General features: G+C 33.8%; 15 protein-coding genes and 1 riboswitch. Of the genes, 9 read left to right on the top strand and 6 right to left on the bottom strand.

Annotated elements, in window-relative coordinates:
- The first annotated feature begins 133 nt into the window (after positions 1 to 133).
- The 3 genes from NBE98_RS06180 (at position 134) to NBE98_RS06170 (ending at position 1,886) form a co-directional block, all read left to right on the top strand.
- Positions 134 to 715, top strand: a complete 582-nt coding sequence (locus NBE98_RS06180) for a flavin reductase family protein (RefSeq protein WP_250813664.1) — start codon at positions 134 to 136, stop codon at positions 713 to 715.
- 60 nt (positions 716 to 775) lie between these two features.
- On the top strand, positions 776 to 1,084 hold the full coding sequence (locus NBE98_RS06175) for a hypothetical protein (protein WP_250813661.1): 309 nt from the start codon (positions 776 to 778) through the stop codon (positions 1,082 to 1,084).
- A 160-nt stretch (positions 1,085 to 1,244) separates the two neighbouring features.
- On the top strand, positions 1,245 to 1,886 hold the full coding sequence (locus NBE98_RS06170; RefSeq protein ID WP_250813656.1) for a hypothetical protein: 642 nt from the start codon (positions 1,245 to 1,247) through the stop codon (positions 1,884 to 1,886).
- 172 nt (positions 1,887 to 2,058) lie between these two features.
- Here the strand turns inward: NBE98_RS06170 and NBE98_RS06165 are convergent, their stop codons facing one another.
- Positions 2,059 to 2,994, bottom strand: a complete 936-nt coding sequence (locus NBE98_RS06165) for a TDT family transporter (protein WP_250813654.1) — start codon at positions 2,992 to 2,994, stop codon at positions 2,059 to 2,061.
- A 12-nt stretch (positions 2,995 to 3,006) separates the two neighbouring features.
- A complete protein-coding gene (locus NBE98_RS06160) occupies positions 3,007 to 3,471 on the bottom strand; it encodes a C-GCAxxG-C-C family (seleno)protein (RefSeq protein WP_250813652.1) in 465 nt (154 codons plus the stop codon).
- A gap of 296 nt (positions 3,472 to 3,767) precedes the next feature.
- Here NBE98_RS06160 and NBE98_RS06155 point away from each other — a divergent pair, with 296 nt between their 5' ends.
- On the top strand, positions 3,768 to 4,766 hold the full coding sequence (locus NBE98_RS06155; RefSeq protein WP_250813651.1) for a DUF4003 family protein: 999 nt from the start codon (positions 3,768 to 3,770) through the stop codon (positions 4,764 to 4,766).
- Between the two features lie 25 nt (positions 4,767 to 4,791).
- Here the strand turns inward: NBE98_RS06155 and NBE98_RS06150 are convergent, their stop codons facing one another.
- A complete protein-coding gene (locus tag NBE98_RS06150; RefSeq protein ID WP_250813649.1) occupies positions 4,792 to 5,055 on the bottom strand; it encodes a thioredoxin family protein in 264 nt (87 codons plus the stop codon).
- A gap of 48 nt (positions 5,056 to 5,103) precedes the next feature.
- The gene (locus tag NBE98_RS06145) at positions 5,104 to 5,910 is read right to left on the bottom strand and encodes a protein-glutamine gamma-glutamyltransferase (RefSeq protein WP_250813647.1); all 807 of its coding nucleotides are present in this window, start codon (positions 5,908 to 5,910) and stop codon (positions 5,104 to 5,106) included.
- 218 nt (positions 5,911 to 6,128) lie between these two features.
- Here NBE98_RS06145 and NBE98_RS06140 point away from each other — a divergent pair, with 218 nt between their 5' ends.
- Positions 6,129 to 7,298 carry an iron-containing alcohol dehydrogenase gene (locus NBE98_RS06140; RefSeq protein WP_250813645.1) on the top strand — a complete coding sequence of 390 codons (1,170 nt, stop codon included), beginning with the start codon at positions 6,129 to 6,131 and terminating at the stop codon, positions 7,296 to 7,298.
- 48 nt (positions 7,299 to 7,346) lie between these two features.
- Here NBE98_RS06140 and NBE98_RS06135 read toward each other — a convergent pair whose 3' ends face one another.
- Entirely contained in the window at positions 7,347 to 7,808 is a 462-nt protein-coding gene (locus NBE98_RS06135) for a peptidylprolyl isomerase (RefSeq protein WP_250817485.1), read from the bottom strand.
- A 416-nt stretch (positions 7,809 to 8,224) separates the two neighbouring features.
- On the opposite strand from NBE98_RS06135, the gene NBE98_RS06130 reads away from it, so the two are divergent.
- The 3 genes from NBE98_RS06130 (at position 8,225) to NBE98_RS06120 (ending at position 12,182) form a co-directional block, all read left to right on the top strand.
- Entirely contained in the window at positions 8,225 to 9,688 is a 1,464-nt protein-coding gene (locus tag NBE98_RS06130; protein ID WP_250813642.1) for a leucyl aminopeptidase, read from the top strand.
- Positions 9,689 to 10,045: 357 nt separating this feature from the next.
- Positions 10,046 to 10,144: riboswitch (THF riboswitch) on the top strand.
- A 67-nt stretch (positions 10,145 to 10,211) separates the two neighbouring features.
- Positions 10,212 to 10,769 (top strand): folate family ECF transporter S component, encoded by a 558-nt coding sequence (locus tag NBE98_RS06125; protein WP_250813638.1) that lies wholly within the window; start codon positions 10,212 to 10,214, stop codon positions 10,767 to 10,769.
- Between the two features lie 225 nt (positions 10,770 to 10,994).
- A complete protein-coding gene (locus NBE98_RS06120) occupies positions 10,995 to 12,182 on the top strand; it encodes an MFS transporter (protein ID WP_250813635.1) in 1,188 nt (395 codons plus the stop codon).
- 52 nt (positions 12,183 to 12,234) lie between these two features.
- Here the strand turns inward: NBE98_RS06120 and NBE98_RS06115 are convergent, their stop codons facing one another.
- The gene (locus tag NBE98_RS06115; RefSeq protein WP_250813633.1) at positions 12,235 to 12,564 is read right to left on the bottom strand and encodes a HesB-like protein; all 330 of its coding nucleotides are present in this window, start codon (positions 12,562 to 12,564) and stop codon (positions 12,235 to 12,237) included.
- A 225-nt stretch (positions 12,565 to 12,789) separates the two neighbouring features.
- Between NBE98_RS06115 and NBE98_RS06110 the strand changes: the two genes are divergently transcribed.
- Positions 12,790 to 14,646, top strand: a complete 1,857-nt coding sequence (locus tag NBE98_RS06110; RefSeq protein WP_250813631.1) for an LTA synthase family protein — start codon at positions 12,790 to 12,792, stop codon at positions 14,644 to 14,646.
- Positions 14,647 to 14,670 lie beyond the last annotated feature (24 nt).

Below are 14,670 nucleotides of genomic sequence, written 5' to 3'. Positions count from 1 at the left end.
CCTTAAATCAAATAATACGCATCATATTATAGGTTATATTTTTGACACAAAAGGTGAAAATTATAATTTGTTTGAAAAACAATATAAAAAAGCTATAATATATTCTATACAATTGCAAGGAAGGAAATGAGATATGACTAAAATAGCTTTTAAAGGCAGTGCAATATTAAATCCTGTGCCAGCTGTTATGATAACTTCACAAAATTCCGAAGGCAGGGTAAATGTTTTTACAGTAGGATGGATTGGAACGGCATGCACACGCCCACCTATGATAACTGTCGCAATAAGACCTGAGAGATTATCTTATGAATACATAAAGGAAACTGAAGAATTTGTTGTAAATCTTCCATCAGCTTCAATGACAAAAATAGTTGATTATGTAGGAGTTGTGTCTGGAAAGAGAGAAGATAAAATAGAGAAGCTAAAGCTTGAGCTTGAGGCTTCTGAGAAGGTATCGGTACCTTCATTAAAGGATTGTCCTGTGAATATAGAATGTAAGCTTAGGAGCATTACTCAACTAGGCAGCCATGATTTATTTTTAGCAGATGTACTTTCTGTTTCTGTAGATGATAGAATCATAGACGAAAAAGGAAAAATTCATCTAGAAAAGGCAGATTTAATTGCTTATTCCCATGGCGAATATTTTAAACTTTATAATAAGCCATTAGGTAAGTTTGGTTATTCTGTACAAAAGAAAAAGAAGAAAAAGGATTAAGAACTAGAAGGGGAAGATTGCAGATATATTCTTCTATTTATTAATGAAAGGGTGAGGCTAGTGATTAGTATTGAAGATATACTTTCAGGAGATTTTTCAAAGTACCCTTTGGAAGCTCAAGAATATATGAGAAAGTATACAGACAAGCTTAGAGAAAAAATTAAGGAAGAGCTTGCCAAAGAGCTTGCTGATAGAATGCTTAAAGATGTTGATAAAAGCAATGAAACTTTTATGACTATATTGACAGAAATATTAGACAACGGCTGCAAGGGCTTTAATAAAATGTCAACTCGAACTCTTTTGAATATGTATTTAGAGAAAAAGAGCCAGGAGGATTTCTTTGATTTATTGGAAAACATAAAGGTTTAAATGAAAATTAACTAAGGTAATTAAGTTTTTTATACAAGTTTTCTATAGTTGTTATCTTAAGGTTTTATGTGATAAAATTCTATTGATATATGGAAACAGAGGCTAGGAATAAAAGGATTAATAACCTTTTAGTATAGGGTAAAATTAACGGAGGGTTAAAGTGGACAAGATATACAACGGAATAGTCATATTTGGTGAAATGGGTGCAGGTAAGGATGCTCTTGCTGAGTTGATTTGTAAGTTAAGAGAAAAAGCTAAAATATATAAGATAAGCGTATTATGCAGAGAAATGATGAAAGTATCTAAGGTTAACCCAATGTGGAGAGGTAAAGAAAGATATATAGGTCAAACTCTTGCAGATAGAATAAGGGATTTAGATATAGATATAATGTGCGATTATATACTCACTCTTATCTATGAAAAAGGGCAAAGAAAGTATGGATGGGATAACAGCCATCTTAAAGTAGAAGACTTTAACAACGCCCTTTTAGAGCAGCTTTCAGTAATAAGAAACGATGAACTTTCAATCGTTGTAGGTGGGCGAACTATAACTGATTTAAATTATTGGAGAAATAAAAACTATTTAATTGTAGGAATAAAGGTAAGTGAAGAGGTTAGAAAGGATAGGCTGATTTCTAGGGACGGACAAGAGATGGTTAAAAACAGCAGCTCTCAGCATAATACTGAGATTGATGTGCCGTACATTATAAGTAATCTTTGCCACGAGGTTATCTTAAATGATGGAACCTTGGAGGACTTAAAGGACTCAGCTGAAAAAGTACTACTTAAGTACAACTTTTAGATTTTCACCTAAATAATTATCAATCCTAAGTAAACTATATCCTTATAGATTCGTTTTAATTAATGCTAATATAAACAGCATGCTGGATATTGAACTGCTCACTGCCAAGTAGACAGGGGGCAGTTCATATATACCAGCATGCTGTTTTTGTGTGTGCTAAGCTTTTGCTGAACTACTTTTTTTCTATAGCGCGTTCATTTGCAAAAATGAATTTAACGTATCTATATAGAACATACAAAACAATAGCAACAGCTATTATTTCTTCAAAACTTACTATATACTTTAGAAATCCGATACTCTTGCCGCTTTTAATTAAAAATCCATTAGTAAGCTTAATAGCTATTCCACTTATTACAAAAGGAAAGGTAAAGGATGAATAACTGGGATAAAATTTAAGTGTAAGCATTTTTGGCATAAGTAAAAGTGCTGCAATAGTCATAATTAGTGACAAGCAAGCTAGAAAAACTATAATTAGCATGCTCTTTGTCTGAAAGGAGTTCATGTAGCCAGCTAAGCAAAGGCTTGCAGGAGCTGCAAATATAATTATGGTTGGAAGTGCTGGCTCTGGAATTTCCTTAACTACTAAAACTCTATATAAAACTATGGGAAGTAGAATTAAATAGCCTATAAATGCAAACCAAAATATATATCTTCCAAGAGCAGATAAGCTATAAGTTGGTGCAGTTACACTTGCTGCTGCAATTCCAACATAAACAATAAAGCTGCTTGGAAAGATTTTTTTGATATTGAACTTGACAATATATTTTAATGTAAAATAAACAATCATTACGCAATGAAGCAGCACTCCTATGATCCAAGCTGCGAAAGCTAAGCTGGACGCATAAGGCTTTACATTAGTGGATAGAAGCATAACTCCCATTGGAAAGGTACACATAACACCACATACTACTGGATTATTTAACCCTTCAGTGACAGCTTTAGGCTCAGTTAGTGCTTTTAGAAGTAAAAGCACTAAAATAATTGCGGAAACAAACCCGAAAACATTTCTGTATATGTTTCCATAGGACAATACTAGATTTCCTGCTGCTGCTAATCCAAGCATGAGTCCTGATATAGGGATAGGTAGTTTTTTAAGTATTGATCTCATACTGCTACCTCATTATTCATCAATATTTTTTAGATTAAGTTCTCTAACTATTATTTCAGCTGCCTTTTGTGCAATCTCGCCAGTAAAGGATATGCATTGAGCTTTATGTTCTCCAGAACCCATATCCATTCCATGAGTTAAAACCTTGCAGCATAAAACCTTGTGATTACTTTTGAAGCTTTCTTGAAGTTCGTTAGCAAGCTCAAGATTTCTTTGAACCTTTGGATCTCCACCTTTTGTTCTCCCAAAGAAATAGCTTACAGACATTACTCCTCCGGATACTGCTCCACATACGCATTTTGATTTGCCTATTCCAACTGGAAAACCTGAAGCCATTGCAATCATTTCATCAGGCATATCAAGTTCAAAATTATTTTTTATAGAACTGACAATTGCCTCTGAGCAGTAGAAATCTCCTCTTCTAAAAGCATCCTCTGCATCTTGTCTTATTTTTTTAATGCTAACTTCTTTTTTCATAATTATTTATTCCCCCTAATCATTGTTAAAACTAAAACACCATGTTAAGTATACTATCTTTTAAGACATTCTTAAAACTATTATTTGTATTTATGATAGATGCTTGGCTAACTATAGAAAATTATAATAAAACGAAGAAAACTTTCGATAACTAAAGCTCTGATGCATTATTTTTGAAAATCAGTCCTATATAATTAATTGTAAGGAAATTTAATTCTAAATAACGTAAGCAATTATTGAAATATAGTAATTAATAACTTATAATAGAATTAATAAAAACATTTTTGGAGGGTATTATGGATCTATTATTAAAAGAAAAAGCTGACTTAATGATCGAGAATTATCATGAGCTTAAGAATACTTTCAAATGGGATACAAATCTTTTTAAACATTTTGCAGCTATGATATACGCTACAAAGGGAAAAAGAGTGAAAGCGGATAAAATTAAAGAAGTGAAGAATTTTATAAAGAATGAAACAAGCTGGACGTCTTATTTTAGGGGAACGAATGAATTTATGCTAGCTAGCTTGTTAAGCATTGAAGAAAACTACGAGGAATTTTTTAGAAATATGCTTCAGGTTTATGACAAAATGAGAGACAAAGGACTAAAGAGAAGTGTTCAGCTGCCAATAGCAGCTTATACAATAGTCAAGGAAGCATCTAGAGAACAATGGGATGATAAGATTGTTAGAATGACTGAATTCTATAGTAAAATGAAAGAGAATCACTTTTGGATTACATCAGCAGATGATTATGTTTTTGCAGCTGTTTTAGCATCAACAGATTTAAATGTATGGGAAACAACTAACGATATGGAGAGGTGCTACAACTATCTTAACAGTGAAGGATTTTACAAGGGAAACTATCTTCAGACCTTATCACATATTCTTGCAATTGGTGAAGAGACTGTAGATGAAAAATGCAGTAAAGCAATTAAGTTAAATGACAAGCTTAAGAAACAAGGCTGTAAGCTTCAATATCATGGTTTAGCAACATTAGGGTTGTTAGCACTCATAACCACTGACCTTGATAGTATAGCAAAAGATATTAGAGATGTTTATGACTATATTTATGCAGAGGATGGATATGGCTTGTGGAGCCTTGATAAAAATATGAGAACAATGCTTGCTGCTACAATAGTATCAGACGTTTATGTTGATGAAGTCAAAAGAGGTGTTATGCAAGTAGCGCTGGGAAACAGCATAAGTGCAATAATTATTGCTCAGCAGCAGGCTGCGGTAGCGGCAGCTTGTGCTGCCAGCGCCTCAGCGGCTGCTTCAGCTAGTTCCTCATAAGCAAACAAATTATAAAAGCTGCAGATTATTCCTCTGCAGCTTTTTCAAACACGTTTTTAACTATTTCCTTAGTAGGCACGCCCTCATGAACCTTTGTATCTCCAACATAATAAGTAGGAACATAATAATAATCAAATTTCTTAGCTTTCTCAGGTTCTGACTCTTCATCTATGATTTCAACTTGAAGATCCAGGTACTTAGGATTTTCTTGTACCAATTCCTCCATCCATCCAAGTGCTCTTTTACAGTGAGGGCACCAGTCTGTTATGAGCATATATATAGGCTTCATATTGCTTCAACTCCAATCTACAATAAATTATTTTAAAAGTATTATACCTTAGTATCTGTAGAAAGGATAGTATCTAAACATTTCAAGACGTAATCTTTCTAGAGAATTAATATATATGTCTGCCAGATGCCTGAAATTAGGGCGGGCAACATTTTTTGTTAGATAGGCAGACTTTTCTGCATGAGATTTTCTATGCTTGTTTAGTGATTTAATAATGTTATTAGCATCCTCAATACCTATTCCATGACCATAATATTTTCCATTTCCTAAATCTATGGCATTTTCTCCCTGCCATTCATGTTCTTTTGGATTATAATCTGGATTTTCAAAGTATAGACAGTCTCCAGGAATAAAATCTCCTTCAATTTCGCTGCTAAATACTCGAAGGTCATTATCAAAATAGTGCCAATTGAGAAGAATAATATTATTAAATAATTTATCAAATAGGTCCTCAGGATATATATTCAGTATAGCCTTGTAGTAAAGCATGACTATAGCTGTAGAACACTCGGTTCCATATTTTGAACTGTTTTTAAAAATATCATTTATGCCTTGGGAAGATGCTGCACTAGTTTTAAGCTTAAAACCGCCTTCTTCAGTTCGTTCCCAAAACGTAGGATTGCAAAATGATTCCTTAAAAACCTTAAATTTAATATTCCCATCATTTAGCTCTATAGAGGAGGTGATAATATTTTTTCTCATATTCAGCTCGAACTTAAGCTGGTTTAAGGAACTATATTTATAAATATCTTTGCTTGCAGCCATTGTATTAATAATTTTAGTTTCTAAACTATCATCAGAGTATTCGCTTGTAAGAGTTTTAATATCAGCTTCGTATCCAGGAAACTTTAACATGCAGGCTTCTCCTTAACAATTACTACCCATAATATAATGTATTATTGTGTGTTGTTGATTGTTACTGGGAAGATTTATGAAGAACATTTAAATGCATATCCGATAAATATATGTTAGTTATTTTCACTTCATGTAGTAGAAATGGTATTTTCTTTTATAAGAAATATGGCTATAATATAATTTGCATGGAAATATATAGAAAAGGCTAGGTGATAAGTATGCAAAACTTTACTTTTAAAGTTGCAACGAAAATCATTTTTGGTAAAGAAACTGAAAATAACGTAGGTACCGAAGTTAGAAGATATACAGACAAAGTTTTATTTGTTTCAGGAGGAGGCAGCATAAAAGCTAGCGGGCTTTACGATAAGGTCATAAAGTCTCTTAAGGAAAGTAGCATTGAAGTTATAGAGCTTTTTGGAGTTAAGCCGAATCCAAGATTAAGTCTTGTAAGAGAAGGCATAAAGCTCTGTAGAGAGAATAATATTAACTTCGTATTGTCAGTTGGCGGAGGAAGTGCTGCAGACACTGCTAAAGCCATAGCTGTAGGTGTTCCTTATGATGGTGACGTATGGGACTTTTATACTGGAAAAGCTATTCCGCAAGAAGCTCTTCCAATAGGTGTTGTTTTAACCATTCCTGCCACAGGAACTGAAGCCAGCACAAGTTCAGTTATAACAAATGAAGATGGCTGGTATAAGAAAGGGGTTAACTCAGAATTTATTAGACCTGCGTTTTCAATATTGAATCCAGAGCTTACATACACACTTCCGCCATATCAAACTGCCTGTGGGGCTGCTGATATTATGGCACATATAATGGAAAGATATTTTACCAATGAGAAGAATGTAGATTTAACAGACAGACTTTGTGAGGCAACCTTAAAGACTATTATTAACAATGCTCCAATAGTCTTAGATAAGCCAGACGACTATGCAGCAAGAGCAGAAATAATGTGGGCTGCAACTATTGCGCATAACGATTTGTTAAGCACAGGCAGAATTGGGGATTGGGCTTCACACAGAATTGAACATGAATTGAGTGCTATATATGACATTGCACATGGAGCTGGACTTTCAATAATTTTCCCAGCTTGGATGAAATATGTTTACAAGCACGATATAAATAGATTTGTGCAATTTGCAGTAAGGGTATGGGATGTAGACTTATCATTTGGAAATTTAGAAGTTGTTGCATTTGAAGGCATTAAAAGAATGACTGATTTCTTTAAAAGAATAGGGCTTCCAGTAACCCTAAGAGATGCAGGAATTGATGTTGAAAGATTTGAAGAAATGGCTGACAAAGCAACCGCTTCGGATACGCTTACACAGGGAAGTTTTGTTAAGCTAAATAAGCAAGATATAATCAATATTTATAAGCTAGCAGAATAATAATGAAAGAGGTTCCTAGGTGGAGCCTCTTTCTATTTAAATAAATTATTATTTTATTTCTACAGTAACCTTTTTCATTTTTTGAGGTTCAACTGGTTTATCGTTTTGTCCTCTTTTAACATTTACTATCTTATCAACAATTTCTATGCCTTCAATGACTTTGCCAAAGGAAGCATACTCTCCATCAAGACCAGGATAGTCCTTATGCATTATGAAAAATTGTGATCCAGCAGAATTAGGACTTTTTGATCTAGCCATGGAAAGAACCCCTCTTGTATGCTTTAAATCATTTTTAAAACCATTGTTTGTAAACTCCCCGGGAATGCTGTAACCAGGGTTTCCAGTACCATTACCATTTGGGTCGCCGCCTTGTATCATGAAACCTGGAATAACTCTATGAAAAATTAAACCATCATAAAAATTCTTTTGAATTAGGCTTATGAAGTTATCTACAGTTTTTGGAGCTATATCAGGGTAAAGCTCTGCCTTTATTTTTGAACCATCTTCCATTTCTATTGTAACAATTGGCTTTTTACCACTGTATTGGCTTTTATAATTTGGATCTGGTTTATTATCAGAGTTTTCAGTGCTGTTAGGCTTTTGAGCAGAATTTGAGTTAGCTGTGTTTTGCTTATCCTCAGAAGCTGGTTTTGGAGAACAGCCTGACAGAATAAAAATAGTAAGTAATGTCATAGGCAGAATTAATTTTTTAATTACTTTAGTAATATTCATTGTGTTAGCCTCCTTAGTATGTTGCAGTTGTGAACATACATATATTACCAGAGCTTTTGATTAAATTCAATACTATATTTACAGATAATTGTTTAATTGATAATCATGTTTAGTTGATAAACTTTATGTGGAATGCTATAATCACAATAAACATATACTAAATGGGTATTGATTAAGAAACGGAGGAGATAAGAATGAATATAGACTTAAACAATATAAAACCCCAAGATGCAGAGGCAGTTATAGTTCCGGTTTTACTAGATAGTGATAAGCTGGCAACAAAGGATACTGCAGAGCTTTTAAACAGGCTTAAAACTAAAGGGAAAATTAAAGGTGAGCATGGTGAGGTATTCAGCACAATGACTGCTTCACAGGATATCATATTTATTGGTCTTGGAAAAGAAGAATTGCTTAATGGTGAAAAGGTAAGAATAGCTTCAGCAAAAGCAGTTAAAAAAGCTAGAGAGCTTAAAGCAAAATCACTTTATGTTCAGCTTATAAACAGTGACAAGCTTTGCTACGGGACTATAGTAAAAGCCATGGTGGAAGGCTTAAGATTTGGAGATTATAAATTTGACAGATACAAAACAGATAAGAAGGAACATACTGATTTAGATATATGTCTTGGTGGTGTATCAGAGGATAAATTAAAAGAAACTGAAGAATACATAAAAGAAGCTAATAACATTTCCAATGCAACCATAATAGCTAGAAACTTGGTTAATGAACCTTCAAACGTATTATATCCAGAAACTCTAGCAGAAGAGGCTTTGGAGTATGGAAAACAGTTTGGTTTTGATGTTGAAGTATTTGATGAACTTCAAATAGATGAGCTAAAGATGGATGCGTTTTTATCTGTAGCTGAAGGCTCAAACAAAGCTCCAAGACTTATTGTTATGAGATACTTTGGAAATGAAGATAATAAATCAGAGATTCTTGGACTTGTAGGTAAAGGCTTAACTTATGATTCGGGCGGATATTCAATAAAACCAACTGATGGAATGGTAACAATGAAATCAGATATGGGCGGTGCTGCAGCGGTTATTGGTGCTATGAGCGCTATAGCCAATCAAAAGCTTAAGATAAATGTAGTGGCAGTGGTTGCTGCCTGTGAAAATATGATTTCTGGTGGAGCTTATAAGCCTGGAGATATTATTGGTTCCATGGCAGGAAAGACTATTGAGGTACTAAATACAGACGCAGAAGGAAGATTAACTCTTGCTGATGCAGTTTACTACATTGTGGAGAAAGAAAAAGCTTCTAGAGTTATAGACTTAGCAACCTTAACTGGAGCAGCTTTGATAGCGCTTGGAACTACAACAACTGCGGTAGTAACTAACGATGATGCATTTTATAAAGAACTTGAAGCAGCTTCAGCGAAATCAGACGAAAAGGTATGGCAGCTTCCTGCTTTTGAGGACTACAAGAAAATGCTTAAGTCTGATATAGCAGATTTAAAGAATATTGGAGGAAGACATGCAGGAACAATAACTGCTGGCTTATTCATTGGCGAATTTGTTCAGAGCAAACCATGGCTTCACCTTGATATAGCAGGTACTGCTTGGACGGATGCTGACAAGGATTACTTCTCAAAGGGCGGAACAGGAGCAGGAGTTAGAACTCTATACTATCTTGCTAAAAATACAGCTAAAAAATAAGTTGGTGATAATATGAATATAAGATTTAATGCTGAGGCAACAGAAGCTCTAAAAGCTTTTGCTGCTCAGCAGCCTAATAAAGTTATAAAGCTAAAGGTTTTATCAAGGGGCTGAGGAAAGCCGGCGCTTGGGCTTGCTCTGGAGGAGCAAAAAGAGAAGGATATAGTTAGAACTATAGAGGGGATAACCTTTGCAATTGATTCCAAAGAAGAACTAGAGCTAAAAAATGTTGAGATTCTTCATAGTCCGTACTATATAAACCATGGTTTCTATGTCAAAACTTTTAGTGGAAGAAAATAAATTTATATATTGTATTTAGTAATAAAGAAAAATAAGATATAATATAAAGTATAGAAAGGCAGAGTAGATAGTTGTGCGTTAAGTGCTAGTTGGACGGGAAGTTGCCACTGGACGAAAGCTTTAAAAGCTGCGGTACAATTGTCGCATTCCGCTGCCACAGAATAGAGGCTCAACCTCTTTTTGTGGCGTATTGCCATTAATATTAAGAGGAGGAGTTTTTTTTATGCAAAAAATTATTGATTCTATCAAAAAACACTTGGGCGTTATGAGAAATCCGAGGATCATAGTATTCATGGGATTATTCGTTGCGATGGAGGTAGTGCTGACAAGGTTTGTTGCAATACAAACACCAATAGTAAGAATAGGCTTCGGGTTTATTCCAATTGCTTTAGCAGCTATAATGTTTGGTCCTATGGTAGGTGGAATAACTGCAACACTTTCTGATTTAATAGGTACATTTCTCTTTCCCAAAGGACCATTTTTTCCAGGATTTACTCTTAGTGCGTTATTAGGCGGAGTTATCTACGGCTTATTTCTTTATAGAAAGCAGGTTACAGTAGTAAGAGTTGGAGCAGCAGTTTTAACTATAAAACTATTTATTGATTTAGGACTTAATACCCTTTGGCTGAATATCCTCTATAAGAAAGCCATATTTGCAATACTGCCAACTCGTTTAGTAACTAGTGGTATAATGTTTCCAATACAAACATTGCTTATATTTTTGGTGTGGAGGTATGTAGGTCAAGTACTTCTAAGGCAGACTGCCAGCAGTAATATTTAAAAATTAATTTATGAAATTTAAGCCCTCAAGCATTAACTTGCGCGAGGGCTTTCTTGCTCAGTATATCCTAAAATACCTTTTGATATATAAACCTTTTTAAATTACGTAATTTCTACACTTAGGTTTAAAATATTTAAGTTAATTATCTTAATTTTATTAATAACTACTAGCTATTTATTTGCTGTGGTATACTTTATTAGAATATTAAAGAAATGCATAGAGGGGATGGTTCTAATTAACAAAGAGATAAAGAAATTTAGAATTTATATGTTTTTTTATTGGGCAATGATGTTAAGTGTGGTAGGAATGTATACTATGTATATTCTAGAGCTTGGTTACTCAAAACGAGAAGTAGGTATTGCAGTTACAATATATACTATGTCAAGCCTAGTTGGACAAAGCTTTATCGGATATTTAGTAGATAAATTTGGACATATAAAAAATATAGTCTTAGTTTCAATAAGCATGGGAGTAATAGTTGGTATAGGATTTCCTTTTACAAGAGCAAGCTGGCAGATATATTTGCTTATTTTAATATGGGGCTTTTTCGTTGCAGGTGTTAGTCCTTTAAATGATGCATGGTGCATAAATATCCTTAAAAAATATAATCAGCAGAGTAATTTTGGAAGAGTGAGAGGCTTTGGATCTATAGGTTATGGATTCTCAGGAGCCTTGCTTGGAGTATTGCTTCAAAGCTTTGGATGGAGAATTTACGGTTTCTATATCACAGCAGCTGTTATTATAATGCTTGCTGTTACTTACACCATATCTGATAATGAAAATGCTCATGGCAGCAATCAAAATCAGAAAAATGAAACGGATATTTCCTTTAAAGAAGCAATATCAGTAATCTTTAGGACTAGGCAGATTGTTATCATGATTATAATCATGTTTACTTACAATTTTGCGATGAGAGGAATATATAATTATCTTGGGATTTTGGTTGGAGATTTTGGAGGAGGAGCTTTAAGTTTAGGGCTTACATATTTCTTTGATGCTTCGCCAGAAATAGTGACATTTTTCCTTACATCAAGGCTTTTGAAGAAATTTCACAGCAAAAGGCTTATCCTTGCAGCCTTTGTACTTCAGATAATAAGGCTTACGGTTATTTTGATATTCAGTAATGCAGTAGCTGTAATATCAATGGGTGTACTGTCTGGCTTTGCCTTTGGGTTAGTTACAGCATCGTATAAAACATATATATATAATCTGGCTCCAGCAAAATATAAGGCAAGCTGTTTAAGTCTTTCCGAATCCATAATAGGTATATCTGCTATAACTAGTGCACCTATATTTGGTTTTGTTTTTGCAAAGTTTGGTACTAATTCAGCAATTTTGTTTGGACTTATTATAAATATCCTTGCTGCTTTAGTTATGCTGAAAGATATAGTTTTTTTACGTAAGACGGCTTAAACAAAAGGACTTTAGATTACGCTATGTTGAGTAATCTAAAGTCCTTTTGTTTTTAATGACAGCCTGAACAGCCTCCGCCGCAGCCACCTTCTGATTCTAGAAGTGGTCTAAGTGAAAGGCCCATTCCATCATTTTCTTCACTTGATAGAATAGTCATAGCGCCAAATTCGTCTATAATTTCAGGTTTAATTACAAAAGTAATATCCTTAACCTTTTCAACAATATCATTTTCTTCTTTATCTCCAACTGAGATATTAAATGATGGGCCGCTTCAGCCAGAGCCTGCTAGATAAATTCTAATACTATTATTTCCTACATTATTTTCATCTAGGAAGGCTTTAAATTCATTATAAGCTTCATCGCTTAATATAACTTTTTCCATTATGTATCCTCCTGTAAATTAAGATAATTGATAATTATTATCAGCAATGATATTATTATGCCTCTATTTTATATAAAATGCAATAGTTTTTTACATGAATAAATACATGAGCTAATTAGCAAGATATTTATTAATAAAATATTCATAGAATGACCACTGAATGGACATATAAAAACATTAAAATTTTAATGTTGACTAAAAGGAAGGGAGATGAGAGGATTGAGGATGACTATTAATGTACCAAAGAGTGTCAAACAACATTCAATCATTATAACGCTTTGTTTATCTTTTGCTTTGGCAGTTGTTACTAATTTCATTCTTCAATATTCTCAGCTGTTAAAAAGCTTACCTTTAACAGTTCAGTGGATAAGAGAAAATATAATTAATTTTACAGTTGGAACAAGTTTAATATTTTTTATCTATTTAATTATAGCCTCATTAATAGGAAATATCAGTGTGAGTTCCATCCTTGGTTTAATATTTTTCTATTTAGTTGCATTTGCCAATATACAAAAGCTGTCTATTTTGGGTGAGCCTCTTTACCCTATAGATTTTTATCAAATAAGATTCATTAAGCCGCTAATCGAAATGATTGGAGGAAATATAGAAGAAATAATTATTGGGGCAGGCATACTTATTATATTGATTGCTATAGTACTAAGGAAAGCACCTAAGTTTACTATAAAGCTATCAAGCCGGTTTGCTATGCTGGTGCTTTCAGTAACAATTGTTTACTGCTATGTTAATTATGATAAGACCTTTGTTAAAAAGTACTTTGCTTTAGCTGGTATAGAGCAGATAGCCTGGGATCAGCGTGGAAATTATGACTATAATGGATTTGTGTTTGGAACCTTATTTAATTTACAAAGTGTTTCCATGAGTAAACCCGAGAATTACAGCCAGGAAACGGTTAAGCAGATAGCTGAAAAATATAGATTGGAAGCAAATAAAATTAATGAAACAAGGATAGCAGCTGGTTCAGAGGAGATAAAGCCAAACATCATTTTTATGATGTCTGAAGCCTTCTGGGATCCTACAAGACTTAGTACATTAGAATTTAGCGAAGACCCTATGCAAAATTTAAGACAGATTATGTCAGAACAATCTTCTGGTTTGCTTCTTTCACCAGTATTTGGAGGAAATACAGCAAACACGGAGTTTGAAGCTCTTACTGGGTTTTCTATGTATAATATTCTCCCGGGTTCTATACCCTATCAGGATTCCATGGAAAAGAAGAAGCAGGTACCATCAATAGTAAGCATTCTTGAAGATGAAAATTATGATACTTTGGCGTTGCATGCTTATAAAAAAATGTTTTATAAAAGAGACAGAGTTTATAATACTTTAGGATTTAATAATTTTATCGGTGACAGTGATATGAGGTATCAAAATGCATTAGTTGAAAATACATCTATTTCTGATCAATCCGTTGTAGACGAAATACTCTATCAATTAGAGCAAAAGGATGTACCTACTTTTATGCACGTAGTTACAATGCAGAATCACTTTCCTGCCTATGAGGGCAAGTATGGTAAGGAGACAATTTCTATAAAGGGTTTAACTCAGGAAACTACTGCGGAGCTGGAAGCGTATTCCCAAGGAATTAAAGAATCAGACATTGCAATGCAGAATCTTTTTGAAGGGTTGGAAAAATTGGATAGACCAACTATAGTAGTGTTTTTTGGAGACCATCTTCCAAGCTTAAACTCAGTGGTTTATAAGCAGGGTGGCTTTCCAGATGAAAACAGTAATGAAGGAAAGAAGTTATATTCAGAAACACCTCTTTTAATATACTCAACTAATAAGTTGGACAAAAAGGAACTTAATACTATAAGTCCGGCTTATCTTGGAGTTAGTTTGTTTGACTTGCTCAACAAGCCTGTTATACCTTACTATGCCATGCTGGAAGAATTGAAGAGCAAGCTTCCAGGCTTAAAATCTGGAATAACTATAAATTCGCAAGGAAAGCTAAATGCTGAACTTGAAAGCGAGGAGAAGGATCTTTTAGCAGAATACGAGCTTATACAATATGACTTGCTTATGGGAAATCAGTATTCATTACCTATCCTTTTCGATAAATAAAGTGTATAGCTTCGTGAGAAACTA

The sequence above is a fragment of the Clostridium swellfunianum genome (assembly GCF_023656515.1).
Classification (GTDB): Bacteria; Bacillota; Clostridia; order Clostridiales; family Clostridiaceae; genus Clostridium_AT; species Clostridium_AT swellfunianum.
This window is presented reverse-complemented; position numbering and strand designations above follow the sequence as displayed.